At 62.0% G+C, this 24,958-nt stretch carries 20 protein-coding genes and 2 pseudogenes; 13 read left to right on the top strand and 9 right to left on the bottom strand.

What is annotated here, in order from left to right; all coding sequences use genetic code 11:
* From AC19YR_RS05190 to tal, 6 genes and pseudogenes are all read left to right on the top strand, one after another.
* Positions 1-120: pseudogene (locus AC19YR_RS05190) on the top strand (IS30 family transposase); the annotation flags it as partial.
* Between the two features lie 9 nt (positions 121-129).
* Positions 130-351: pseudogene (locus AC19YR_RS05195) on the top strand (PAAR domain-containing protein); the annotation flags it as partial.
* 126 nt (positions 352-477) lie between these two features.
* Positions 478-1,581 (top strand): hypothetical protein, encoded by a 1,104-nt coding sequence (locus AC19YR_RS05200; protein WP_500597544.1) that lies wholly within the window; start codon positions 478-480, stop codon positions 1,579-1,581.
* A 2-nt stretch (positions 1,582-1,583) separates the two neighbouring features.
* Positions 1,584-1,961 carry a hypothetical protein gene (locus tag AC19YR_RS05205; protein WP_500597436.1) on the top strand — a complete coding sequence of 126 codons (378 nt, stop codon included), beginning with the start codon at positions 1,584-1,586 and terminating at the stop codon, positions 1,959-1,961.
* 571 nt (positions 1,962-2,532) lie between these two features.
* The gene (dusA, locus tag AC19YR_RS05210) at positions 2,533-3,543 is read left to right on the top strand and encodes a tRNA dihydrouridine(20/20a) synthase DusA (RefSeq protein ID WP_500597438.1); all 1,011 of its coding nucleotides are present in this window, start codon (positions 2,533-2,535) and stop codon (positions 3,541-3,543) included.
* Between the two features lie 163 nt (positions 3,544-3,706).
* Positions 3,707-4,633: a transaldolase gene (gene tal, locus AC19YR_RS05215; RefSeq protein WP_500597440.1), complete on the top strand. Its 927-nt coding sequence runs from the start codon at positions 3,707-3,709 to the stop codon at positions 4,631-4,633.
* Positions 4,634-4,678: 45 nt separating this feature from the next.
* Here the strand turns inward: tal and queF are convergent, their stop codons facing one another.
* Both queF and copI read right to left on the bottom strand, forming a co-directional pair.
* Positions 4,679-5,509: an NADPH-dependent 7-cyano-7-deazaguanine reductase QueF gene (gene queF / locus AC19YR_RS05220; protein WP_500597442.1), complete on the bottom strand. Its 831-nt coding sequence runs from the start codon at positions 5,507-5,509 to the stop codon at positions 4,679-4,681.
* A 56-nt stretch (positions 5,510-5,565) separates the two neighbouring features.
* Positions 5,566-6,081: a copper-resistant cuproprotein CopI gene (copI, locus tag AC19YR_RS05225; protein WP_095107656.1), complete on the bottom strand. Its 516-nt coding sequence runs from the start codon at positions 6,079-6,081 to the stop codon at positions 5,566-5,568.
* 154 nt (positions 6,082-6,235) lie between these two features.
* Between copI and AC19YR_RS05230 the strand changes: the two genes are divergently transcribed.
* Together AC19YR_RS05230 and AC19YR_RS05235 are read left to right on the top strand one after the other, a co-directional pair.
* Positions 6,236-6,916 carry a heavy metal response regulator transcription factor gene (locus AC19YR_RS05230; protein ID WP_095107655.1) on the top strand — a complete coding sequence of 227 codons (681 nt, stop codon included), beginning with the start codon at positions 6,236-6,238 and terminating at the stop codon, positions 6,914-6,916.
* Positions 6,916-8,274: a heavy metal sensor histidine kinase gene (locus tag AC19YR_RS05235; RefSeq protein WP_500597444.1), complete on the top strand. Its 1,359-nt coding sequence runs from the start codon at positions 6,916-6,918 to the stop codon at positions 8,272-8,274. Before AC19YR_RS05230 ends, AC19YR_RS05235 begins: the two co-directional genes overlap by 1 nt.
* Before the next feature lie 87 nt (positions 8,275-8,361).
* On the opposite strand, the gene AC19YR_RS05240 is transcribed toward AC19YR_RS05235, so the two are convergent.
* From AC19YR_RS05240 to AC19YR_RS05250, 3 genes are read right to left on the bottom strand one after another with little or no spacing between them, the layout of a single operon-like run.
* Entirely contained in the window at positions 8,362-9,606 is a 1,245-nt protein-coding gene (locus AC19YR_RS05240; RefSeq protein WP_500597446.1) for a lipoprotein-releasing ABC transporter permease subunit, read from the bottom strand.
* 52 nt (positions 9,607-9,658) lie between these two features.
* Positions 9,659-10,342: a lipoprotein-releasing ABC transporter ATP-binding protein LolD gene (gene lolD, locus AC19YR_RS05245; protein WP_176465057.1), complete on the bottom strand. Its 684-nt coding sequence runs from the start codon at positions 10,340-10,342 to the stop codon at positions 9,659-9,661.
* A gap of 7 nt (positions 10,343-10,349) precedes the next feature.
* Entirely contained in the window at positions 10,350-11,600 is a 1,251-nt protein-coding gene (locus tag AC19YR_RS05250; protein WP_095107651.1) for a lipoprotein-releasing ABC transporter permease subunit, read from the bottom strand.
* Between the two features lie 94 nt (positions 11,601-11,694).
* On the opposite strand from AC19YR_RS05250, the gene AC19YR_RS05255 reads away from it, so the two are divergent.
* Positions 11,695-12,288 (top strand): PilZ domain-containing protein, encoded by a 594-nt coding sequence (locus AC19YR_RS05255; protein ID WP_500597449.1) that lies wholly within the window; start codon positions 11,695-11,697, stop codon positions 12,286-12,288.
* A gap of 2 nt (positions 12,289-12,290) precedes the next feature.
* On the top strand, positions 12,291-13,013 hold the full coding sequence (locus AC19YR_RS05260; RefSeq protein WP_500597451.1) for a glycerophosphodiester phosphodiesterase: 723 nt from the start codon (positions 12,291-12,293) through the stop codon (positions 13,011-13,013).
* Positions 13,014-13,055: 42 nt separating this feature from the next.
* On the opposite strand, the gene sthA is transcribed toward AC19YR_RS05260, so the two are convergent.
* From sthA to AC19YR_RS05275, 3 genes are all read right to left on the bottom strand, one after another.
* Entirely contained in the window at positions 13,056-14,450 is a 1,395-nt protein-coding gene (gene sthA, locus AC19YR_RS05265; RefSeq protein ID WP_095107648.1) for a Si-specific NAD(P)(+) transhydrogenase, read from the bottom strand.
* Positions 14,451-14,637: 187 nt separating this feature from the next.
* Positions 14,638-15,639 carry an FAD:protein FMN transferase gene (locus tag AC19YR_RS05270; protein WP_500597452.1) on the bottom strand — a complete coding sequence of 334 codons (1,002 nt, stop codon included), beginning with the start codon at positions 15,637-15,639 and terminating at the stop codon, positions 14,638-14,640.
* 130 nt (positions 15,640-15,769) lie between these two features.
* Positions 15,770-17,233, bottom strand: coding sequence for a glyceraldehyde-3-phosphate dehydrogenase (locus AC19YR_RS05275; RefSeq protein ID WP_500597453.1), 1,464 nt, complete (start codon positions 17,231-17,233; stop codon positions 15,770-15,772).
* A 168-nt stretch (positions 17,234-17,401) separates the two neighbouring features.
* Between AC19YR_RS05275 and mfd the strand changes: the two genes are divergently transcribed.
* The 3 genes from mfd to AC19YR_RS05290 are packed head-to-tail and all read left to right on the top strand — an operon-like array spanning position 17,402 to position 24,126.
* Positions 17,402-20,851 carry a transcription-repair coupling factor gene (mfd, locus tag AC19YR_RS05280; protein WP_500597455.1) on the top strand — a complete coding sequence of 1,150 codons (3,450 nt, stop codon included), beginning with the start codon at positions 17,402-17,404 and terminating at the stop codon, positions 20,849-20,851.
* Positions 20,852-20,861: 10 nt separating this feature from the next.
* Positions 20,862-21,428 (top strand): CsiV family protein, encoded by a 567-nt coding sequence (locus tag AC19YR_RS05285; RefSeq protein ID WP_500597456.1) that lies wholly within the window; start codon positions 20,862-20,864, stop codon positions 21,426-21,428.
* A gap of 10 nt (positions 21,429-21,438) precedes the next feature.
* Positions 21,439-24,126: an SNF2-related protein gene (locus tag AC19YR_RS05290; RefSeq protein WP_500597457.1), complete on the top strand. Its 2,688-nt coding sequence runs from the start codon at positions 21,439-21,441 to the stop codon at positions 24,124-24,126.
* Positions 24,127-24,219: 93 nt separating this feature from the next.
* On the opposite strand, the gene AC19YR_RS05295 is transcribed toward AC19YR_RS05290, so the two are convergent.
* A complete protein-coding gene (locus AC19YR_RS05295; protein WP_500597458.1) occupies positions 24,220-24,957 on the bottom strand; it encodes an S-methyl-5'-thioinosine phosphorylase in 738 nt (245 codons plus the stop codon).
* Between the last annotated feature and the right edge of the window lies 1 nt (position 24,958).

Raw genomic sequence — 24,958 nt, forward strand, 5'->3', positions numbered from 1 at the left:
CTGACCGTCGAGGCGGTCAGTCGCGTGGTAACGAAGATCAATTTACGCCCGCGAAAACGCCTGGGCTGGAAGACGCCGTACGAAGTTTATGCAGGGGTGAGCGTTGCACTTATGTGTTGAATTCAGGCCATGGAGTACTACGTTGTCAGAGAGGGAGACCCGACCACCACTGGCGGGAAAGTGGTTTTTTCAGCGGCATCCACGACCCTGTACGGTCCCCCGGTCGCCAGGGTTGGCGATCTGGTGACGTGCCCACGATGTAAGACCGTGGGTTACATCGCTGAGGGGCATGACTCCTTTACGGTTGGCGGGCTGGCGGTGGCGAGCGAAGGGCATGTCGTGCAATGCGGCTGCCCTCTGGGTAGCAACCGACTGCTAGCGACGCAAAGCAGGATGAGCGTGGAGGAAAGCCTCACGGCTATCGCCCCGCAACATGCCGCCCAGGCCCAGGAGGCGTCGCGCAGTTGGACACAGGCCATGAACGCCGGCGATTACCAGGGCGACTTGATTCGAGAGCTGCCGCCCCAAAGGTTTGCGGGCGCTACATCAGCGTCCAAAACACCCACTGCAACACCGACTGAAGCTGCGGAACCAGGCTTCCACATCGTGCAAAACCCAATGCCTCGAGCAGAATTAGAGGCGCTTCTGTTCCCACAACCCAATGCCGCAGTATTGGCTAAGTTCCGCACGCTGAACCCCCATCTGTCGAGCTTCGCCAAGCCCGGCCAAATGGTTGTATTGAGTGACCCACAGAACTTCCAGTGCACCCGAGAAGAATCGCTACTGATGGAGGCTGCGAAGAGGGTCAACAATGCCCTGGAGCCGCTAAGTGATGATGAGTCGACTTTTATGGCGCGCCATCACGACGAGATTGAACACTTTCTATCCGAGGGAGCAACGGCCATCGGTATTGGAGAGGTCATGTTTTCAAAGCACTTGGACAACTTGAAATTGACCTTAACGGAACTAGAGGCGCTGCATCAGCGAATATTCCAACAACATGGAAAATTGCAAACCTCCGAGTTCTTTGCGCACCGAAAACTTTTAATGTCTCAACTGGACAATAGCCTTGGCCCGCTTGTGCGCAAGGGTGTGGGGATACCCGATCACCCCAAGCTGAAAAACGCCTTGGGCATCTCTAGCCGTAGCCTGGTGCACCATTGGAGCAAAGCAGGGGCACCGGGAAGTATTCCGGGGTATTCCACCCACATTGATGGCGTCGCCAAGGCCAGTAAGTACATAAATGCAGGCGGCTGGATTGGCATTGGCCTGGGGGCATCCGCGTCGGTGCTGAAAGTTCAGGAGGCTTGTGAGGTGGGTCGGGAGAAGGACTGTCAAAAGGTGAAATTCACAGAAAGCGGAAAATTCACGGGAGGATTGGCAGGCGGAGCAATAGCCGGTGCATTGGTTTCCGGTGCAGCATCTACCACCCTATGTGCAGCAATTGGCGCAGGAACATTTGTTGTCGGCGGTATTATCTGTGGGCTTGTCGTCGTAGGCGGCGCTTCGCTAGCAGGGGGAAAGATTGGAGAAGCTGTCGGCGAAACTTATGGCGAACAACTTTACTTAATGAGCCAGTGACCTTGCCTAACTTATATTTCTATAGCCTGACACTTATGTTCATATCCGTATTTTTATCTTTGGGTTTATGGCTGCACACCAGCTACACCAAGATGGATGAAATCCTAAAACACCTTTCAAACTGCCGCGCCATTCAAATCAGAAGACCACTAATGGGAAATGATCCATTCGGACGACTGTTTATGATGGGAGCTGTCTCTGGCATTTTGACGGCTCCAAAACTCTACTTGAGAGATGGCGGAGCCGATCTCAGCGACATTGAAAACTTTCCCAAAAAACTAAAAAAAACAATCACCCGCCAGTACGGTTTTTTGGCGTTCAGCGTGGCTTTTATGTTTGTGACTTGGGGCATAGGACAATATATGAACTGGACAAATTGAAGAGTACAAACCAGTCATCTACAGTGACTGGTTTTAACGCCCTCCCAGAAATCCCCTCCCCCTTAACATCACTGCCAAGAGCAGATCCACTGCTCTTGCACATACCATTACAATCTTCAGGTTAGTATCCGTGTTCCTGAAGCCGAGCAGCCTCTTTAAAACCCACCCACCTCGCCTGCTGATCCAGGCCCCGGCCAGCCAATACAACCCTGGCCAATTCGTTCAGATCCACTTCCCCGCGAGCCACTGCGGCAAGTACTTCAGAGGGGGAAACACTCATGTATTGGTCAGCCGTTTCCATCGGTTTTGTCCTTCGTTTGCGTGACCACAGTAAGGCTCTACCAAAATCACATAGCAAGCAGATCAGACCCGTATCCAGGATCATCAGCCCCCCCAACGCCGCCGGCTCCCAGTTCATTATCACCAACTCACCACTGACTTCGGTCTTGCGCGGGCGAAGCCCTAGCTCTCTTGGTAGACTTGCAACCCGTCGCGTTTAGTCCGAACCCGGGCGATATGGCTGACACCGCCTGAAAACGCCCCAAAACATGCTGTAAAGACGTAGAGCAAAATGGCACAAGAACCCCGTTCCAGAGCAGCAAACACAAGGCCCGAGCTGTCCAGACGCTTTAGCGTTGCCCCGATGATGGATTGGACCGATCGTCATTGCAGATTTTTCCTGCGCCTTTTATCCAAAAACGCCCTGCTCTACACCGAAATGGTCACCACGGGCGCGTTGCTTAATGGCGATCATGAGCGGTTTTTGCGCCATGACGAGGCTGAGCATCCGTTAGCCCTGCAGTTAGGCGGCAGTGTGCCGGGGGATTTGGCGGCGTGTGCGCGGATGGCGCAGGCGGCGGGTTATGACGAGGTGAACTTGAATGTGGGCTGCCCCAGTGATCGGGTGCAGAACAATATGATCGGCGCGTGCCTGATGGCGCACCCGGCGTTGGTGGCTGATTGTGTGAAGGCAATGCGCGACGCGGTGTCGATTCCGGTGACGGTCAAGCATCGCATTGGTATCAATGGCCGCGACAGCTATGAACAGTTGCGTGATTTCGTCGGCCAGGTGCGGGATGCCGGCTGTACCAGTTTTACTGTGCATGCGCGGATTGCGATTCTGGAAGGGCTGTCGCCCAAGGAAAACCGTGATATCCCGCCTCTGCGTTATGAGGTGGCGGCGCAGTTGAAGGCTGATTTCCCTGAGCTGGAGATCATTCTCAATGGCGGGATCAAGACGCTGGAGGCCTGCCATGAGCACCTGCAGCGCTTCGACGGTGTGATGCTCGGCCGCGAGGCGTATCACAACCCCTATTTGCTGGCCGAGGTGGACCAGCAATTGTTCGGCAGCACGGCACCGGTGGTTTCCCGGGCACAGGCGTTGGCGCAGTTGCGTCCTTATATAGCGGCGCATCTGGAGGCTGGCGGGGCCATGCACCATATCACTCGCCACGTGCTGGGCCTGGGCACTGGGTTCCCCGGGGCGCGGCGGTTCCGCCAGTTGCTGTCGGTGGACATCCATAAGGCGAAGGAGCCTCTGGTTTTGCTGGACCAGGCGGCGCAGTTGCTCGAAGGCCGTTAGGCTGCACCGGTATTGAACCTGCGGCGCGATTGAGCATCGAATCCGTCAGGATGGCTTCATGGCGCCACGGCCCTGGCGACCGTGATGGCGTTATGAATCAGTACCCTTGAGTGGCTGCCGGCCCTCGGGTAATGTCGTCGAACCCACCGGATAGAGCACGCACATGACTTCCAAGCTGGATCAACTCAAGCAGTTCACCACCGTTGTCGCCGACACGGGCGATTTCGAGGCTATCGCGCGCGTCAAACCGGTAGACGCCACCACCAACCCTTCGTTGCTGCTCAAAGCGGCGGCGATTGCCGGTTATGCCCCATTGCTCGATGCCTGCGTCAGCGACTGCAAAGGTGACGTCGGCCTGGCCAGCGACCGTTTTGCGGTGGCCGTAGGGCAGGAAATCCTCAAGGTGATCCCGGGGCGTATTTCTACCGAGGTGGATGCGCGCCTGTCCTTCGACACGAACGCCATGCTCAAGCGTGCCCATCGTTTGATCGAACTCTATGAAAAAGCCGGCATTGGCCGCGATCGTGTGCTCATCAAGATCGCTTCTACCTGGGAAGGTATCCGTGCTGCCGAACAACTGGAGCGCGAAGGCATCCAGACCAACCTCACCCTGCTGTTTTCCTTTGCCCAAGCCGTGGCCTGCGCCGACGCTGGGGTATTCCTGATTTCGCCGTTCGTGGGCCGGATCTACGACTGGTACAAAAAAGCCAACGGCAGTGACTACACCGGCGCCGATGACCCGGGCGTACAGTCGGTGACGCGCATCTACAACTACTACAAGGCCAATGGCTACCAGACCGTGGTCATGGGTGCGAGCTTTCGCAACCTCAATCAGATCGAGCAACTGGCCGGGTGCGATCGCCTAACCATCAGCCCCGACCTGCTGGAAAAACTCGCCGCCGACACCGGCAAACTGGAACGCAAACTGGCCCCCGGCAATACTGGCGAAGCCCGCCAGAGCCTGAGCGAAAGCCAGTTCCGCTGGGCCTCCAATGAGGACGCGATGGCCACCGAGAAACTCGCCGAGGGCATCCGCCAGTTCGCCCGCGACCAGGAAAAGCTCGAAGCCCTGCTCACCGCCAAGCTCTGATTGACACTGGCCACAAAAAAGCCCCGCTCTGTGCGGGGCTTTTGTTTACTGGCGCACCAGGCGCGCGTTGGGCAGCGTTACCGCCTCGGTACTGCGGTAGGGATTGATGTCCAGGCCACCGCGGCGCACGTAGCGGGCGTACACCGTGAGTTTTTCCGGTTTGAGCAGGCGTTGCAGGTCGAGGAAGATCCGCTCCACGCACTGCTCGTGGAAGTCGGAGTGCTGGCGAAAACTCACCAGGTACGCCAACAGGCTGGCGTGGTCCAGGGCCGCACCGCGGTACTCGACCGCGACGCTACCCCAATCCGGCTGGCGGGTGACCGGGCAGTTGGATTTGAGCAGATGGCTGTGCACGCTTTCCTCGATCACCCGCGCAGCGTCGCAGCGCAGCAGCTCCGGGCGCGGTTGCTCGTAGTTACTGACGCTGATATCCAGATCGTCGATGCACACGCCGGGCAAGGCGACGACGCCTTCGGCCTCGACCTCGGCCAGGCTGCGGATACGTACGCCCACCGGTTTGCCGGCGGCGGCCGAGAGGTCAGCCTGCAAGGTCGTTTGCAACACCTGCTGATCGACAAACGGCGTTTGGTTCAAGGAGTTGAGGTACAGCTTGAACGACTTGGATTCGATGATGTTCGGCGAATCGGCGGGGACGCTGAACTCGCCAATGGCCACCACCGGCTTGCCCGACGGCAGCAGCCAGGACAACTCGAAGCAATTCCAGAAATCCACACCTTGATACGGCAGGGTCTCGGCGCTCAGGCCCAGCTCGGCCCATTTCGCCGCACGAGGGATCGGGAACAGCAAGGAAGGTGTGTAGGTGCTGATGTATTCACTGGACTTGCCCAGCGGCGAATGTTCGGCTGCGGGATGCATGGCGGAAACCTGACTGAAAAAACCCGACGATTCTATCGGGTTTATCCACGCCGTGCTTACTGGCCGACTTTGAGCTTGCCCACCATCCCGGCCTGGTAATGCCCTGGGATATTGCAGGCGAATTCAAGGTCCGTGGCCTTGTTGAAGGTCCAGGTCAGTTCGCCGGTCTTGCCCGGCTCCACCAGCACGCTATTGGGGTCGTCGTGCTTCATTTGGCCGTGGCCCATGCTGGCGTGGTCCATGGCCTTCATGGCGGTGGGGGTCAGTTGGCCACTTTGTTGCATTTGCAGCATTTCCTGCTGGTGGCGGGCGTGCATGGCGCCATCGCCGAGGTTGAACTCATGGAGCAAGCGGCCATTGTTGACCAGCACGAAGCGCACGGTTTCACCGGCCTTGATACTCAGGGAGGCTGGGTTGAACGTCATGTCGCCCATCACCACCTCGATACTGCGCGTGGCGCTGGCCGCCGGCGCGGGCTGGCCGAAGTCGTAGGTATGGGCGGGCGAGGCCCAGACTGGAAAGCTCACGAGCAACAGACAACCGGCCAGCCACAGGGGATTTCGCAAAAACATGGTCACACTCCAACAAGATGAGGTTCAGCTTGTGGGAAACTCTAGCGCCGCGCCGCTGCCAGCAAACTGACGCTCAGATGACAACTTTGTCAGCTTGCCTGCCCGCGCCGCCAGACGCGGTATAACGCTTGACGCCACTGACCACGGGTTGCCCATGAAACTGCTGATTGTCGAAGACCAACCAAAAACCGGGCACTACCTGCGCCAAGGCCTGAGCGAGGCCGGTTTCAACGCCGAACTGGTGGCCGACGGCACCACCGGCCAGCACCTGGCCCTGACCGGCGACTACGCCCTGCTGATTCTCGATGTGATGTTGCCCGGGCGCGACGGCTGGGAAATTCTCCAGGCTGTGCGTAGCGCCGGGCTCGATACCCCGGTGCTGTTCCTCACCGCCCGGGACGCGGTGCAAGACCGCGTGCATGGCCTGGAACTGGGCGCCGACGACTACCTGGTCAAGCCCTTCGCCTTCTCCGAACTGCTGGCCCGGGTGCGTAGCCTGTTGCGCCGTGGCAGCGCCGCGCCGCAGGACACCTGCCTGCAACTGGCCGACCTGCGCCTGGACCTGATCCGCCGCCGCGTGGAGCGTAACGGCCAGCGCATCGACCTGACCGCCAAGGAGTTCGCCCTGCTGGAATTGTTCCTGCGCCGCCAGGGCGAGGTGCTGCCCAAATCCCTGATCGCCTCCCAGGTCTGGGACATGAATTTCGACAGCGACACCAATGTGATCGAAGTCGCCATCCGCCGCTTGCGCCTGAAGATCGACGATGAGTTCCCAAACAAGCTGATCCACACCGTGCGCGGCATGGGCTACGTCCTCGAAGAGCGCGCACCGTGATGGGTCGCTTATCCCTGAGCGGCCGTTTGGCCTTGCTGTTCGCCGCGTGCACTGCGGTGGTATCGCTGTTGGCCGGGGTGTTGTTCAGCCGCGCCAGCGAGGGCCATTTCATCGAACTCGACCAGCAACTGCTGGACAGCAAGTTGGTGGCGCTGCGCAGCATCCTCGAGGGCGCCGAAAGCCCCGCTCAGTTGAACGAACGCCTCGGCCGGCTGCGAGATGAACTCAATCATCAACCGGACTTGGCGCTGCACATCCGCAGCGCCCAAGGCGAGCGGTGGTTCGACAGCGCCGCCCTTCCCCCAGACCTGCCGACCGCGCCCGGGCTGCACAGCCTAGACAGCGCTGGCACCGCGTACCGGGTCTACAACACGGCGCTGCAAACCCACCAGGCAAATTCGCCGCGCCTGAGCCTGGTGCTGGATATCACCCACCACCAGCACTTCCTGCAACGCATGCAGCACCTGATCTGGCTGACGGTCGGCCTGTCGGCGCTGGCCACGGCGCTGCTCGGGGCCTGGGCCGCCCGCAGCGGTTTGCGCCCGCTGCGGCGCATGAGCGAGGTGGCGACCAGCGTCTCTGCCAACTCCCTGGCCCAACGCCTGCCAGACGCGCAAATGCCGGCGGAGCTAGCGGACCTGGCCCACAGTTTCAATGCCATGCTCGGGCGCCTCGACGACGCCTTCCAACGCCTGTCCGCGTTCTCCGCCGACATCGCCCACGAACTGCGCACGCCGCTGTCCAACCTGCTGACCCACACGCAGGTCACCCTGACCCGACCGCGCAGCCTGGAGGATTATCGCGAGGCGCTGCACAGCAACCTCGAAGAGTTGCAGTGGATGGCGCAACTGGTGAACGACATGCTGTACCTGGCCAAAGCCGACCACGGCTTGCTCACCCCTAAGCATCAGGCCCTGGACCTGGGTGCGGAAATTGATGCACTGCTGGAGTTTTTCGCGCCCCTGGCCGAAGACGCCCAGGTCGCCCTGAGCCGCGAAGGCAGCGCACCGTTCGCCGGGGATCGCAACATGCTGCGCCGGGCCTTTTCCAACTTGCTGGACAACGCCCTACGCTTCACCCCCGCCGGCGGCGAGGTGCGGGTGCTGATCGCGGATACGGGCAAAGAGCTGCGCCTGAGCGTAGAAAACAGCGGCACCGGCATCCCGCCCGAGCTGCTGCCGCGCCTGTTCGACCGCTTCTATCGCGCCGACCCTGCCCGCCGCGAAGGCAGCAGTGAACATGCGGGGCTGGGGCTGGCGATTACCCAATCGATCATCCGCGCCCATGGCGGGCAGATTCGTTGCGAGTCGCAGGACGGCTGGACGCGCTTTGTGATCGAGTTGCATAAGCAGGCGTAAGTTAGAACGGACGCCTGACGGTGGGAGGCGATGTTGCGCTGGAGAAGCCTGCTCGCGATAGCGCAGGCTCCTCCAGCGCGTCAGGGCTTAGGAATAACGCAACGCATGGGCCGGCTCGATTTTCGCCGCGCGCCAGGCCGGGTACACCGTCGCCAGAAAGCTCAGGACGAAACCCGCGCCGCAGATCAGCGCCACGTCCGCGCCTTGCAGTTCCGAGGGCAGGTTGCTGACGAAGTACACGTCGGAACTGAAGATGTGCTGCCCAGAAACCCGTTCCAGCCAACCCACCAACTCACTTACGTTGAGCGCCGCGATCACCCCGAGGATGCCGCCGATCAAGGTGCCGACGACCCCGATCACAGTGCCCTGGACCATGAAGATCGCCATGATCTGCCGCGGTGTTGCGCCGATGGTGCGCAGGATCGCGATGTCGGCGCCCTTGTCGTTCACCACCATAATCAGCGTGGCAATGATGTTGAACGCGGCGACGGCAACGATCATCAGCAACAGCAGGCCGATCATGGTCTTTTCCATTTTCATCGCGCTGAACAGGCTGCCCTGGGTGTGGGTCCAGTCATCGGCCCGGTAGGCGGCGCCGAGGCTCGCGGCCACGTCACTCGATACCTTGGGCGCGGCGTACAGGTCCTTCACCGCCAGGCGCACGCTTTGCACCTGGTTGGGCTGCCAATGTTGCATCTGCGCGGCGTCGGCCACGTGGATCAACGCCATGGAACCGTCCAGCTCGGCGCCGACCTTGAACACCCCGACCACATTCAAGCGCTGCATGCGCGGTGTAATGCCGCCCGGTGCGCTGCTGACTTCGGGCACGATCAGGGTCAATTTGTCGCCGACATTGAGGCGAAAACGCCGCGCGGTGATTTCCCCTACCACCACGCCGAACTCACCCGGTTGCAGCGCATCCAGGCGCCCCTGGACGATGTGCTTGGCCACAATGGACACCTGGCCTTCAAGCGCCGGGTCAACGCCGCTGATCTGGATCGGCTGCATGGCGCCCTTGTAGGAGAGCATGCCTTCCATCTCGGTGAACGGCACCGCAGCGGTGACTTCGAGGTTTTTCAGGGCGGCAGCGGCCACCGGTTGCCAGTCGTCGATCGGGTTGACGCCGACGATGGTGGCATGGGGCACCATACCGAGAATGCGCGAGCTCATTTCCCGCTGGAAACCGTTCATCACCGACAGCACCACGATCATCGCCAGTACGCCCAGGGCAAGGCCGATCATGGAGGTCATCGAGATGAACGAGACAAACCGGTTGCGCCGCTTGGCGCGGGTGTAGCGCGTGCCGATAAAGATCGATAACGGTCTGAACATGGGCGAGGCACCGTAAAAAAGTGAACGACCCGGCAACGCGCCGGGTGCTGAATCAGATCGCGCTCAGGCGGCCTTCCTGCAGGTGCAACACACGGTCCATCTGCCGGGCCAGGTTCATGTCGTGGGTCACCACCAGAAACGCGGTGCGCATCGAGGTGCTGAGTTCCAGCATCAGGTCCTGGATGCCCTGGGCGGTGTGCGAGTCGAGGTTGCCGGTAGGCTCGTCGAGCATCACCAGCCCCGGCTTGTTCACCAACGCCCGGGCAATCGCCACACGCTGGCGCTCGCCGCCGGACAGCTCCGAGGGCTTGTGCTCCAGGCGATGGCCGAGGCCGACGCGCTCAAGCAACGCCGTGGCACGCTGGCGCGCCTCGGGGATCGCGGTGCGGCCGATCAGCAACGGCATGCAGACGTTTTCCAGCGCCGTGAACTCGGGCAGCAAGTGGTGGAACTGATAGACAAAGCCCAAAGAGCGGTTGCGCAACTGGCCACGGGCCTTTTCGCCCAGGGCCGACAACTCCTCGCCGGCCAGCCAGACGCTGCCCTCGGTGGGCGTATCGAGGCCACCCAGCAGGTTGAGCAAGGTGCTCTTGCCCGAACCGGACGTACCGACAATCGCCACCCGCTCACCGGGGTGCAGCTCCAGTTGCAGGCCGGACAGCACCACCACCGATTCCGGCCCTTCTTCATACGACTTGCCCAGGTTGCGGCAGCTCAGGATTGCTTTTTCACTCATGCCCGACTCACTCATAACGTAGCGCCTCCGCAGGCTGGGTGCGTGCCGCACGCCAGGCCGGATACAGGGTGGCGAGAAAACTCAGAACCAACGCCGCGCCACAGACCATCAACACGTCCTGAGCCATCAGTTGCGAAGGCAGGTAGTCGATGAAGTACACGTCGGCGTTCAGGAATTTGTGCCCCATCAGGCTTTCGACACCGGCGATGGCCGCGCTGACGTTCAACGCCGCGAACATGCCCACTACGGCGCCGATCAAGGTGCCAACGACACCGATCACCGTGCCCTGGACCATGAAGATCGCCATGATCTGCCCCGGCGTGGCGCCGAGGGTGCGCAGGATCGCGATGTCACCCTTCTTGTCGTTGACCACCATCACCAGGGTGGAAATGATGTTGAACGCCGCCACCGCGACAATCAGCAGCAACAGCAGGCCGATCATGGCTTTTTCCATGCGGATGGCCTGGTAGAGGTTGCCGTGGGAGCGGGTCCAGTCGCGGGCGTAGTAGCGGTCTTCGCCCAACTGCTGGGCGATGTTCCACGCCGTGCGCGGGGCCTGGAACAGGTCGTCGAACTTCAGCCGCAGGCCCTGCACCTGATCCGGCTGCCAGCGGTGCAGACGCGCCAGGTCGGTGAGGTTGGTCAGGCCTAGGTAGCCGTCGATCTCACCGGCGCCGACATGAAAGATGCCGACCACAGTGAAGCGCTTCATGCGCGGGAACATGCCCGCCGGCGTCACGGTGACTTCCGGGGCGACGAAGGTCAGCTTGTCGCCAATAACGGCGCCGAGCTTGGCGGCGGCCTTGTCGCCGATGACGATGCCGAAGCTGCCGGGGGCCAGCGCATCGAGCTGGCCCTGCTGCATGAACTGATCGATGATCGACACCTGCCGCTCCTGGGCCGGGTCGATGGCATTGAGCAGAACTTTCTGCACCTTGCCGTTGTTGGTCAGCAGGCCCTGCATCTGTGTAAAGGGCGCCACCGCCAGCACCTGCGGGTTCTGCTTGACCTTGGCGGCCACGCTTTGCCAGTCGCCGATGGGCTCGCCGGACTCGATGGTGGCGTGGGGCACCATGCCCAGCACGCGGGTGCGCATCTCATGGTCGAAACCGTTCATCACCGACAGCACGACGATCATCACGACCACGCCCAAGGCGAGCCCGATCATCGAAGTCAGGGAAATGAACGATACAAAATGATTGCGACGCTTGGCGCGGGTATAACGCGTGCCAATAAATACGAAGAGAGGTCTGAACATGTCGGGGCTTGTTCGGAGGGAAAAGGAACGTCCTTGTGGCGGGGGTCGATAACCAGCTTTACACTCAGACCACCGCCGCTACCATGGGTTCGCCATGTCGACATTAGATGAAGAAGATCGCCGCGAATACTACCGTATCGAGGACACGATCGCACTGGAAATTCGGCCCCTGTCCGCCCCCGAAGCCGCGGGCCAGGATGTGTTGCAGGATGCGTCACCCCTGTTCAACCTACTCAGCGAACTGCACCTGAGCGAGTTCGAGTCGCAACACCTACTCCGGCAAATCAGCGAACGCGACCGCAACACCGCCAGCTACCTCAAAGTGCTTAACAAACGCATTGATCTGCTCAGCCAGGTCGTGGCCCTGACCGTGCTCGGGCAGATCGGCGAACCGCAACCGGTGGTGATTTCCGAGGGCGGCATCGAATTCAGCGCCCCTAATGCGTTTGCCCTCGGCACCGCGCTGTCGGTGAAGCTCGTGTTGATGCCCCAGGCCCTGGGCCTTTTGCTACGCGCCCGGGTCACCCACTGTGCCGCTAAAGGGCCGCAGTTCGAGGTCGGCACCGAGTTCGAGCTCATCAGCGACGCCCAACGCCAGTTGCTGGCACGCTACATCCTGCAAAAACAGGCCCAGGAACGACGCCTGGCCCGGGAACAGAACGAATCGTCCGTCACCCAGAAGGAATAAACGTGACCCTCATCTACGGCCATCGCGGCGCCAAGGGCGAAGCACCGGAAAACACCCTGACCAGTTTCCAGCAGTGCCTCAAGCACGGCGTGCGCCGCTGCGAGCTGGACTTGCACCTGTCGCGCGACGGCGAACTGATGGTGATCCACGACCCGACCCTCAAGCGCACCACCGACCGGCGCGGCAAAGTGGCCGAGCATTCGGCTGCCGACCTGACCAGCTACGACGCGCGCAAGGGTGGCCCGGGCTGGATCACGCCCTGTCCGATCCCGCGCCTGGAGGCGTTGTTCGAGCAATGCGATTTCGAGCACTGGCAACTGGAGGTCAAGAGCGCATCACGCACCCGCGCGGCCACCACAGTGCTGGCGATTCGGGAGCTGGCCCAGCGTTTCGGCCTGCTGGACAAGGTCACCATCACCTCAGGCTCGCGGGAAGTGCTCAAGGCCGCCCTGGACCTCACACCGGACGTGTCCCGGGGGCTGGTAGCCGAGTACGCCTGGCTCGACCCGCTGAAGGTCGCCCAGGGCTATGGTTGCGAGATTCTGGCGTTGAACTGGACACTCTGCACCCCTGAACGCCTGGAAAAGGCCCAGCGCCAGGGGTTGCATGTGTCGGTGTGGACCGTCAACGAACCCGCGCTGATGCGCAGGCTCGCCGACTTCGGCGTAGATAGCCTGATTACAGACTTTCCCGGTTTGGCCACTGCCACCCTTGGGAATAGCTGAAATCGGTCTCCCCGGCCGGCTCAGGCCACCGGCCGGAGCCGCTCAAAAAAGCCGGTTGAGACCGTCGTACGCCGCTACCCGATAGGCTTCGGCCATGGTCGGGTAGTTGAACGTGGTATTGACGAAGTACTTCAGCGTGTTGAGTTCGCCCGGCTGGTTCATGATCGCCTGGCCGATGTGCACGATCTCCGAAGCCTGGTAGCCGAAGCAGTGAACCCCCAGCACCTCCAGGGTTTCGCGGTGGAACAAAATCTTGAGCATGCCTTGCGGTTCACCGGCGATCTGCGCCCGAGCCATGCCCTTGAAAAACGCCTTGCCGACTTCATACGGCACCTTGGCCTGTGTCAGCTCCTGCTCGTTTTTACCGATCGAGCTGATCTCCGGAATGGTGTAGATCCCGGTCGGCACGTCGTTGACGAAGCGCCAGCTGCCGTTATCGACAATGCTGCCAGCGGCCGAGCGGCCCTGGTCGTGAGCGGCACTGGCCAGGCTCGGCCAGCCGATCACGTCGCCCGCGGCGTAGATGTTCGGCACCGCGGTACGGTAGTTTTCGTCCACTTCAATCTGGCCACGGCTGTTGACCTTGATGCCGATATTTTCCAGGCCCAACTGGTCGGTGTTGCCGGTACGGCCGTTGCACCAGAGCAAGGCGTCGGCCTTGATCTTCTTGCCGGACTTGAGGTGCAGGATCACGCCGTTGTCCACGCCTTCGACCCGGTCGTAGTCTTCGTTGTGGCGCACGGTGATGTTGTTGTTGCTGAAGTGGTAGCTCAGGGCTTGGGAGATTTCCGAGTCCAGGAAGCTGAGCAACTGGCCACGGTTGTCCACCAGTTCCACCAGCACGCCGAGGCCGCTGAAGATCGAGGCGTATTCGCAACCGATCACGCCGGCGCCGTACACGATCAGCTTACGCGGCGTGTGGCCCAGGCTCAGGATGGTGTCGCTATCGTAGATACGCGGGTGGTGGAAATCGATATCGGCCGGGCGATACGGGCGCGACCCGGTGGCAACGATGACCTGCTTGGCCACCAGTTTTTCCACCACGCCATTGGCGCAGACCACTTCCACCGTTTGCTCGTCGGCAAAGCTGCCGGTGCCGAAAAACAGGTCAACGCGGTTGCGGGCGTAATAACCGGTGCGGGACGCCACCTGCTTGGAGATGACTTTTTCGGCACTCTTGAGTACGTCGGGGAACGAGAACCAGCGCGGCTCACCAATGGCCCGGAACATCGGGTTGGTGTTGAACTGCATGATTTGCCGTACCGAGTGACGCAAGGCCTTGGACGGGATGGTCCCCAGGTGGGTGCAGTTGCCGCCGACCTGACGGCGACTGTCAACCATCGCCACCTTGCGGCCGGCCTTGGCGGCGTTCATTGCCGCACCTTCTCCAGCAGGGCCGGAACCCAGCACCACCACGTCGTAGTTGTAGACAGCCATGCGTACTCCTCAGAACAGGCCGAGGCACCACTGCGGCGCCTGCGGCTAAATCATGCCGCGGCCAGCGGCATGAAGGAACAAATTGGGGGTCAAGCTAGAACCCGGACACAGTCTATAGAAGCCTCAACGCCGCGCACATTAACCCTTGGTCGTGTCGTAGGCTACTTTTGCCTGCACTACATCAAGGTCAAGGGGCCAGGTTTGTGCTCATGCGCTCAAACGCCGCGCTGCTGCGGGTGACAAAACCGTTATCGGCACGAATCACAAAAAATGCGGCGATGGCGTTTTTCTCTGCATATTCCCAGCCCCGTTGCGGCCCGAGAATCAAAAGCAATGTCGATAAGCCATCCGCCATCAATGCTTGCGGGTGAAGCACCGTCACCGAGGCCAGGGCATGCTGGATTGGCGCGGCGGTCTGGGCATCCAGGGTGTGAGAGTAGCGGCGCCCGTCGCGCTCGAAGTATTTACGGTAATCCCCCGAGGTGGACACCCCGAAGCCATCGACCGCGATGATACGTTCCAGCACTTGCTGGTCATCCCGAGGTTCTTCCAGGGCCACCCGCCAAGGCGAGCCATCAGGCTTGTGGCCGGCAGCCTTGAGTTCACCGGTGACTTCCACCAGGTAGCTGCCGATGCCCAGCCCTTGGAGCGTCGTGGCAATGCGGTCCACTGCGTAGCCGGCGGCGATGCTGTTGAAGTCCACCTGCACCGGCGCGTCCTTGCACAACTGCTCGCCCTCGATGCGCAAATGAACGTGACCGACACGCTGGCGGACCTGCGCCAGGGCCTGGGCATCCGGCACCTGCTCGCCCCGCGACTGCGGCCCGAAGCCCCACAGGTTGAGCAAGGGCTCGATGGTCAAGTCGAAAGCACCATTGCTTTGAGCCGACAGCTGCTCGCCGACCCGCGCCAATTCCAATACCGGCGCCGGCATCGCGCGGCAGCTGTTGGCGGGCAAGTCATTGAAGCGCTCGATGTCCGAATCGCTGCGGTAGGTGGACATCTGCTCGTCGATCTCAGCGAGGATCCGCCCCACCTGCCGCTGCACCTCACCCACTGAAGGCACACCACCGCGCTGCACATACTGAATGCTGTAGGTGCTGCCCATGGTCGGGCCGCCGAAGCGCTGCAACGACTCGTCCGGGCCGCAGCCCGCAACAACGGCCAACGCCAGAAAAACCCCTGCCATCGTGATTCGCCCCACGACTTCCCCCCTCCCCTTGCAAAACAGACCAGCCCTTATGGGCCCGCCACGAACGGCACAAACAAAAACGCCCCGAACCAGTCGGGGCGTTTTCAACAGCGGCTAAACCCTGGGCTTAGCGTGGGAAGGCAGGCGGGTTAACCCCGGCCATGTCTTCCATCACGCGTACGACCTGGCAGCTGTAGCCGAACTCGTTGTCGTACCACACGTACAGGACAACGCGGTTGTCCTGGGTGATGGTCGCTTCAGCGTCCACCACACCGGCGTGGCGCGAGCCAACGAAGTCGGTGGATACCACTTCCTGCGAATTGACGTAGTCGATTTGCTTATGCAGATCGGAGTGCAGCGCCATGTAGCGCAGGTACTCGTTCATCTCTTCGCGGGTGGCGGCTTTCTCAAGGTTGAGGTTGAGAATGGCCATCGACACGTTCGGCGTTGGCACGCGGATCGCGTTGCCGGTCAACTTGCCGGCCAGCTCTGGCAGGGCCTTGGCCGCTGCGGTGGCCGCACCGGTTTCGGTGATGACCATGTTCAGCGCGGCGCTACGGCCACGGCGATCGCCCTTGTGGAAGTTGTCGATCAGGTTCTGGTCGTTGGTGTACGAGTGAACCGTTTCCACGTGGCCGTTGACGATGCCGAACTTGTCGTTCACTGCCTTGAGCACCGGCACGATGGCGTTGGTGGTGCAGGAAGCGGCCGAGATAATCTTGTCGTCGGCGGTGATTTCGCCGTGGTTGATGCCGTGCACGATGTTCTTGAGCTTGCCCTTGCCAGGCGCGGTCAGCACAACGCGGTCAACGCCCGGGCACGCCAAGTGCTGACCAAGGCCGTCGGCGTCACGCCATACACCGGTGTTGTCCACCAGCAACGCGTTCTTGATGCCGTACTGGGTGTAATCCACCTCGGTCGGGTTCTTCGCGTAGATCACCTGGATCAGGTTGCCATTGGCGGTGATGGTGTTGTTGGCTTCATCGACCGTGATGGTGCCGTCGAACGGGCCATGGACCGAGTCGCGACGCAGCAGGCTGGCGCGTTTGACCAGGTCATTCTCGGCGCCCTTACGGACCACGATGGCACGCAGGCGCAGGCCATCGCCGCCACCGGTTTTCTCGATCAGAATGCGCGCCAGCAGGCGGCCGATACGACCGAAGCCGTACAACACCACGTCAGTGCCTTTGCGCGCCGACGCGTTTTGCTGGCCAACCACATCGGCCAGCTCTTCACGCACGAACTGCTCGGCGGTACGGCCGTTGCCCTGGGTCTTGAACTTGACCGCCAGTTTGCCCAGGTCTACCGAAGCAGCGCCGAGCTTGAGCTCGCTCATGGCTTTAAGCAGGGGGAAAGTCTCGTGGACAGACAATTCACTGTCGTCGGACTGGCGATGGCGAGCAAAGCGGTGGGCTTTGAGAATCGCGATGACTGACCGGTTGATCAGGCTGCGGCCATAGATCGAGCTCACCACATTGTTGTTGCGGTAGAGCTGGCCGATAAGCGGAATCATCGCTTCTGCGAGTGCTTCACGGTCGATCCATTCACCAAGACACTGGTCGGGCTTCTGAGTCACGGGAACCTTCCACATGTAGGGGCAGAAAAAAGGGGCTACATTATGCCGCCGAGTCGGGCGCGGATCAATGCGCGCCTGTCGCACCATGGTTTTGCTCGATTGGCGCCAGTCTGCAACTGACAGCCGGCACCTTCGCCCGCTACAATCGCAGGCTTTGTCGCAACGCTTGGAGCTCAACCTTCCGTGCCTGTTCTGCGTCTACCGCATCTCCCTGCTGCCGCAGGTAAACAGCACTGGGGCAACCTGCCCGGTGCCGCCCTGAGCCTGGCCATCGCCGAGGCTGCCAGCGCTGCCAAGCGCTTCACCCTGCTACTGACCGCCGACAGCCAAAGCGCCGAACGGCTGGAGCAGGAACTGGGTTTCTTCGCCCCCGATTTGCCGGTGCTGCACTTCCCGGACTGGGAAACCCTGCCCTACGACCTGTTTTCGCCCCACCAGGACATCATTTCCCAGCGCATCGCCAGCCTGTATCGGCTGCCGGAGCTGAGCCACGGGGTTTTGGTAGTGCCTATCACCACGGCCCTACATCGCCTGGCGCCGACCAAGTTCCTGCTGGGTAGCAGCCTCGTGCTGGACATCGGCCAGAAACTCGACGTCGAACAGATGCGCACGCGCCTGGAGGCCAGCGGCTACCGTTGCGTCGACACGGTGTACGAGCACGGCGAGTTCGCGGTACGCGGGGCGCTGATCGACCTGTTCCCGATGGGCAGCAAACTGCCCTACCGCATTGACCTGTTCGATGACGAAATCGAGACCCTGCGTACCTTCGACCCGGAAAACCAGCGCTCCATTGACAAGGTCGACTCCGTGCGCTTGCTCCCGGCCCGCGAGTTCCCCCTGCAAAAAGACGCGGTGACGCGGTTCAAGGCACGGTTTCGCGAGCGCTTTGACGTGGACTTTCGCCGCTGCCCGATCTTCCAGGACCTGAGCAGCGGCATCACTCCCGCCGGCATCGAGTACTACCTGCCGCTGTTTTTCGACGAAACCTCCACCCTGTTCGACTACTTGCCGCAGGACACCCAGGTGTTCTCCCTGCCGGGCATCGAGCAAGCGGCGGAAAACTTCTGGAACGATGTGCGCAACCGCTACGAAGAGCGCCGCGTCGATCCATCGCGCCCGCTGCTGCCGCCGGCCGAATTGTTCCTGCCGGTCGAAGACTGCTTCGCGCGCCTCAAGAACTGGCCCCGGGTGGTCGCCAGCCAGCAGGACGTGGACACCGGCCCCGGGCGTGAGCGGTTCGCCGCCCGGGCCCTGCCCAACCTGGCCATCGAAGCCAAGGCCAACGAGCCCTTGGCGGCGCTTTCCGGGTTCCTTGAAGACTTTAACGGGCGCGTGCTGTTTACCGCCGAGTCGGCCGGGCGCCGCGAAGTTCTGCTGGAGCTGCTTGAGCGCCTTAAGCTGCGGCCAAAAACCGTTGATAACTGGCCGGATTTCGTCGCCAGCAAACACCGTTTGGCGATCACCATCGCCCCTCTGGACGATGGCCTGCTGCTGGACGACCCGGCGCTGGCGTTGATCGCCGAGAGCCCGCTGTTCGGCCAACGGGTGATGCAGCGCCGGCGCCGGGAGAAACGCGCCGACGCCAACAACGACGCGGTCATCAAGAACCTCACCGAGCTGCGCGAAGGCGCGCCGGTGGTGCACATCGACCACGGCGTGGGCCGCTACCTGGGCCTGGCCACGTTGGAAATCGACAACCAGGCCGCCGAATTCCTCACCATGGAATACGCCGAGGGCGCCAAGCTCTACGTGCCGGTGGCCAGCCTGCACCTGATCGCCCGCTACACCGGCAGCGACGATGCCCTCGCGCCCCTGCATCGCCTAGGGTCGGAGACCTGGCAGAAAGCCAAGCGCAAAGCCGCCGAGCAGGTGCGCGACGTGGCCGCCGAACTGCTGGACATCTACGCCCGCCGCGCCGCCCGCGAAGGCTACGCGTTCGCCGACCCCAAGGCCGACTACGCAACGTTCAGCGCCGGTTTTCCCTTCGAGGAAACCCCGGACCAGCAAACCACCATCGAAGCCGTGCGCGCCGACATGCTCGCGCCCAAGCCCATGGATCGCCTGGTGTGCGGCGACGTGGGCTTCGGCAAGACCGAAGTGGCCATGCGCGCCGCGTTCATCGCCGTGCACGGCGGCCGCCAGGTGGCGATCCTGGTGCCCACTACCCTGCTCGCCCAGCAGCACTACAACAGCTTTCGCGATCGCTTCGCCGACTGGCCGGTGACCGTCGAAGTGATGAGCCGCTTCAAATCGACCAAGGAAGTCAACGCCGCCGTCGCCGACCTGGCCGAAGGCAAGATCGACATCGTTATCGGCACCCACAAGTTGCTGCAAGACGACGTCAAGATCAAAAATCTGGGCCTGGTCATCATCGACGAAGAACACCGCTTCGGCGTGCGCCAGAAGGAACAGCTCAAGGCCCTGCGTAGCGAGGTGGACATCCTCACCCTGACCGCCACGCCCATCCCGCGCACCCTGAACATGGCCGTCTCGGGCATGCGCGACCTGTCGATCATCGCCACCCCACCGGCACGGCGCCTGTCGGTGCGCACCTTCGTCATGGAGCAGAACAACAGCACCGTCAAAGAAGCCCTGCTACGTGAGCTGCTGCGTGGCGGCCAGGTCTATTACCTGCACAACGATGTAAAAACCATCGAGAAATGCGCCGCAGACCTCGCCGAACTAGTGCCCGAAGCACGCATCGGCATCGGCCACGGGCAGATGCGCGAACGCGAGCTCGAACAGGTGATGAGCGACTTCTACCACAAGCGCTTCAACGTGCTGATCGCCTCGACCATCATCGAGACCGGCATCGACGTGCCCAGCGCCAACACCATCATCATCGAGCGCGCCGACAAGTTCGGCCTGGCGCAACTGCACCAATTGCGCGGCCGCGTGGGGCGCAGCCACCACCAGGCCTACGCCTACCTGCTCACGCCACCGCGCCAGCAAGTCACTGCGGATGCGCAAAAACGCCTGGAGGCCATTGCCAATACCCAGGACCTGGGCGCCGGTTTCGTGCTGGCCACCAACGACCTGGAAATCCGCGGCGCCGGCGAGCTATTGGGCGACGGTCAGAGCGGGCAGATCCAGGCCGTGGGCTTCACCCTCTACATGGAAATGCTCGAACGGGCGGTCAAGGCCATCCGCAAGGGCGAGCAACCGAACCTCGACCAACCCTTGGGCGGCGGCCCGGAAATCAACCTGCGCCTGCCCGCGTTGATTCCCGAGGACTACCTGCCAGATGTGCATGCGCGGCTGATCCTGTACAAGCGCATCGCCTCGGCCACCGACGAAGAGGGCCTCAAGGACCTGCAAGTGGAAATGATCGACCGCTTCGGCCTGCTGCCTGAGCCGACCAAGAACCTGGTGCGCCTGACCCTGCTCAAGCTGCAAGCCGAACAACTGGGCATCAAGAAGGTCGACGCCGGGCCACAGGGCGGGCGTATCGAGTTCGAACCGCAGACGCCGGTCGATCCGCTGGTGCTGATAAAACTCATCCAGGGCCAGCCCAACCGCTACAAATTTGAAGGCGCTACGCTGTTCAAATTCATGGTGCCAATGGAACGTCCCGAAGAGCGCTTCAACACATTGGAGGCGCTGTTCGAGCGCCTCGCCCCGAAAACTGCTTGAAGGACGTGCCATGCGCCTGTTTGCCTCACTGACCTTGCTGCTGACCCTGGTCGCCCCCTTGGCGTTGGCCGATGAGCTGTACCAGATCGAGATGATCCTGGTGCGGCAGAATGCCGAACCCACCATCCTCAGCCGCCCAGCGCCAGAGGATTGGGCCGCCGCTGCCCGCCCAGTTGACCCGGCCAGCCTGCGCACGCCGAGCCTCAACAAAGAAGTCGAAAACCTCAAGGCCAGCACCGACTACAGCGTGCTGCTGCACAAGGCCTGGCAACAGCCTCTGGGCGAGGCGCCGAGCACAGTGGCGATCAGCGACGGTGCCGGGCAGTTCGGCCAGTTCCCGATCCAGGGCACCCTGGAGTTGAAACTAGGGCGCTTTACCGACGTCAACGCCAAGTTCTGGGTCAACCAGATCGACCGCAATGGCCTGATTACCGCCAGCGAAAGCCTGAGCCAGCAAAGCCACACCAAGAACGGCCAACTGAATTTTCTCGACAACGGCCACCTGGGCCTGCTGATAAAAATCACCTCGCTATCCGCCCCCGCCCGCAGCCAAGCCCCCGTTGAAATCCCGGACTGACTGAGTGCCCATGCCCGCGACCCTGACCAAACCCCTGGCACCGTCCTGGGTCAGTCGCTTCAAAGAACAGAGCCTTGAGCGCGGGCGCCGCTACGCGCTGGAAAACCGCGTGCGCTTCGTCCAGGTCGGCGACAGCACCATCACTGCCAGTTGCGAAGGCTCGGGCGGCAACGTCTACCGCCAGACCATCAACCTGCGCGAATCCGCGAAAAACACCCTGCTGATGGTGGACGCTACGTGCAGTTGCCCCGTGCGGGTCAACTGCAAGCACTGCGCCGCGGTACTGCTGCAAGTCGAAGAAACCCTGGCCTTCCCCGCCGCCGCCAAAGACGCCCAACTGTTGGAAAAACTCCAGACGGTCCTGGAAAACCGCCGCCCCGCCGCCCCGCCGCAAGTGCTGCTCGACGACGTGCAACCGGTGCCGCGCCTGTGGCTGGCCAGCGTCGAATTCAGCGCCTTTGAACCGCGTAACGGCAAAATGCAGCGCTATATCCAGCACCGCGCCGCGCTGTCCTTCAACTATCAGGGCGAATACGTCAGCGGGCAGAAAAACGCCGATATCCTGATCCGCCAGGAACAGCAGACCCTGCGCATCAAGCGCCAACTCGACGCCGAGAAGCACTACCGCGAACAGCTCAGGCTGCTGGGGTTTCGCATCGCCACCCGGCAAAGTAAAGCCCTGCCCGAAAGCGCAGGCGAATTGTTTGAGATGGTCAACGACAGCGCCTGGCTGACCTTCACCCTCAACCAACTGCCCAGCCTGCGCGAACAAGGCTGGGAGTTGCAGATAGAGGACGACTTCGGCTTCGACCTGACCGCCGTCGATGACTGGTACGCCAGCGTCGAGGAGGCGCCGCAGCGTGATTGGTTCGACCTGGAACTGGGCATCATCGTCAACGGCGAGCGCCTGAGCCTGCTGCCGATCCTGCTCAACCTGATGCGCTCCCACACCGAGTTGCTCAACCCCGAACGCCTGGCCAAACGCCGCGACGACGAGTTGATCCTGGTGAACATCCCCAACCGGCCCCCTACCGACAGCGGCCCGCTGCAAGTGGCCCTGCCCTTCGGGCGCCTGAAACCGGTGCTGGCCACCCTCGGCGAGTTCTACCTGCAAGAACCAGGCGAAACCCGCCTGCGCCTGAGCAAAGCCGATGCCTTGCGGCTCAACCCGCTGCAAGAGTTGCCCCTGCTGTGGGAAGGCGGCGAACACATCCGCACCTTCGCCCAACGCCTGCGCGACATCAGAGACTACAGTTGCCGCGCGCCCGATGGCCTCAACGCCACCTTGCGCCCCTACCAACTCGAAGGCCTGAGCTGGATGCAGTCACTGCGCCAACTGGAGGTGGGCGGCATCCTCGCCGACGACATGGGCCTGGGCAAAACCCTGCAAACCCTGGCCCACGTGCTCAGCGAAAAGCACGCCGGGCGCCTCGACCGGCCGTGCATGGTAGTGATGCCCACCAGCCTGATCCCCAATTGGCTCGACGAAGCGGCGCACTTCACGCCCCAGCTCAAGGTCCTGGCGTTGTATGGCGCCGGGCGCAAGAAGCACTTCGCCCAACTGGCCGAGTACGACCTGATCCTCACCACCTACGCCCTGCTGCCCAAGGACATCGAAGTGCTGGCCGCCCAGCCGCTGCATGTGCTGGTGTTGGACGAAGCGCAGTACATCAAGAACCCCACCAGCAAGGCCGCCGAAGCTGCCCGCAGCCTCAACGCCCGGCAACGCCTGTGCCTGTCCGGTACGCCCCTGGAAAACCACCTGGGCGAACTCTGGTCACTGTTCCACTTCTTGCTGCCGGGTTGGCTGGGGGACGTGAAGACCTTCAACCGCGACTACCGCGTGCCCATCGAAAAACGCGGCAGCGAAGTGCGCTTGCAGCACCTCAACGGGCGCATCAAGCCGTTCCTGCTGCGCCGCACCAAAGAGCAGGTGGCCACTGAACTGCCACCCAAGACCGAGATCATCCATTGGGTCGACCTCAACGAAGCCCAGCGGGACGTCTACGAAACCATGCGCCTGGCCATGGACAAAAAAGTACGCGACGAGATCACCCGCAAAGGCGTGGCCCGCAGCCAAATCATCATCCTCGAAGCGCTGCTCAAGCTGCGCCAGGTCTGCTGCGACCTGCGCCTGGTTAACGAAGCCCCACCCACCCGGGGCAGCACCTCGGGCAAGCTCGATAGCCTGATGCAAATGCTTGAAGAGTTGTTCGAGGAGGGGCGGCGGATTCTACTGTTCTCCCAGTTCACTTCAATGCTGACCCTAATTGAAGCCGAACTGAAAAAACGCGGCGTCGCCTATGCCCTGCTGACCGGGCAGACCCGCGACCGCCGCACGCCGGTCAAGGCCTTCCAGAGCGGCCAGTTGCAAATCTTCCTGATTAGCCTCAAGGCGGGCGGCGTAGGCTTGAACCTGACCGAAGCCGATACGGTGATCCACTACGACCCGTGGTGGAACCCTGCCACGGAAAACCAGGCCACCGACCGCGCCTACCGCATTGGCCAGGAAAAACCGGTGTTCGTCTACAAGATGATCGCCCGGGGCACGGTGGAGGAAAAAATCCAGCACCTGCAAAAAGAAAAGTCCGACCTCGCCGCAGGCGTGCTCGACGGGCGCCAGGCCGGGGATTGGAAGCTGCAAAACAACGACATTGAAGCGCTGTTCGCGCCGCTACCGGATAAAGCCAAGCATTAGTTTGTGGCGCGTCTATCGCGCCACAGATCGAGCACCGTAGCCTGTGGGAGCGGGCCTTGCCCGCGATAGGCGCGCCACACTCCCGAACTGCACTTATGCCATCAACACCCGAGCCAGGGTCGCCTTCGCCAGGCCCATGCCGTCATGCAGCGCCTGCTCGATTTGCGCCATGGTAATCACCGCCGTGGACTTGCCCGCCGCCGGGTTGACCACCAGGGCCAGGCACGCATAGTCCAGGCCCAGCTCACGGGCCAGGGCCGCTTCCGGCATGCCAGTCATGCCCACGATGTCGCAACCGTCACGCTCCAGGCGCGCAATCTCGGCCACGGTTTCCAGGCGCGGCCCTTGGGTGCAGGCATACACGCCATGGCTGCTGTAGGCGCAACCTTGAGCGGCCAGCGCCGCGATCAGACGCTCGCGCAGCGGCTCGCTGTAGGGGTAGCTGAAATCGATGTGGGTCACGTGTTCCAGGTCATCGGCAAAGTAGGTGTGCTCGCGGCCGCTGGTGTAGTCGATCACTTGGTGCGGCACACAGAAATGCCCGGTGCCCATGGACGCGTGAATCCCACCGACCGCATTGACCGCCAGGATCGCCTCGGCCCCGGCTTGCTTCAACGCCCACAGGTTGGCGCGGTAGTTGACCTGATGGGGCGCAACACGATGCGGATGGCCGTGACGTGCGAGGAACAGCACCTCGCGCCCAGCGTATTCGCCCACCTGGATCTCGGCCGACGGCGCGCCATAGGGCGTATCCAGCGGCAACGACTGGCGGATGTTCAAACCTTCGAGCTGAGTCAGCCCGGTGCCGCCGATAATCGCGTAAACCGTCATT

The organism is Pseudomonas sp. MF08817 (genome assembly GCF_059862705.1).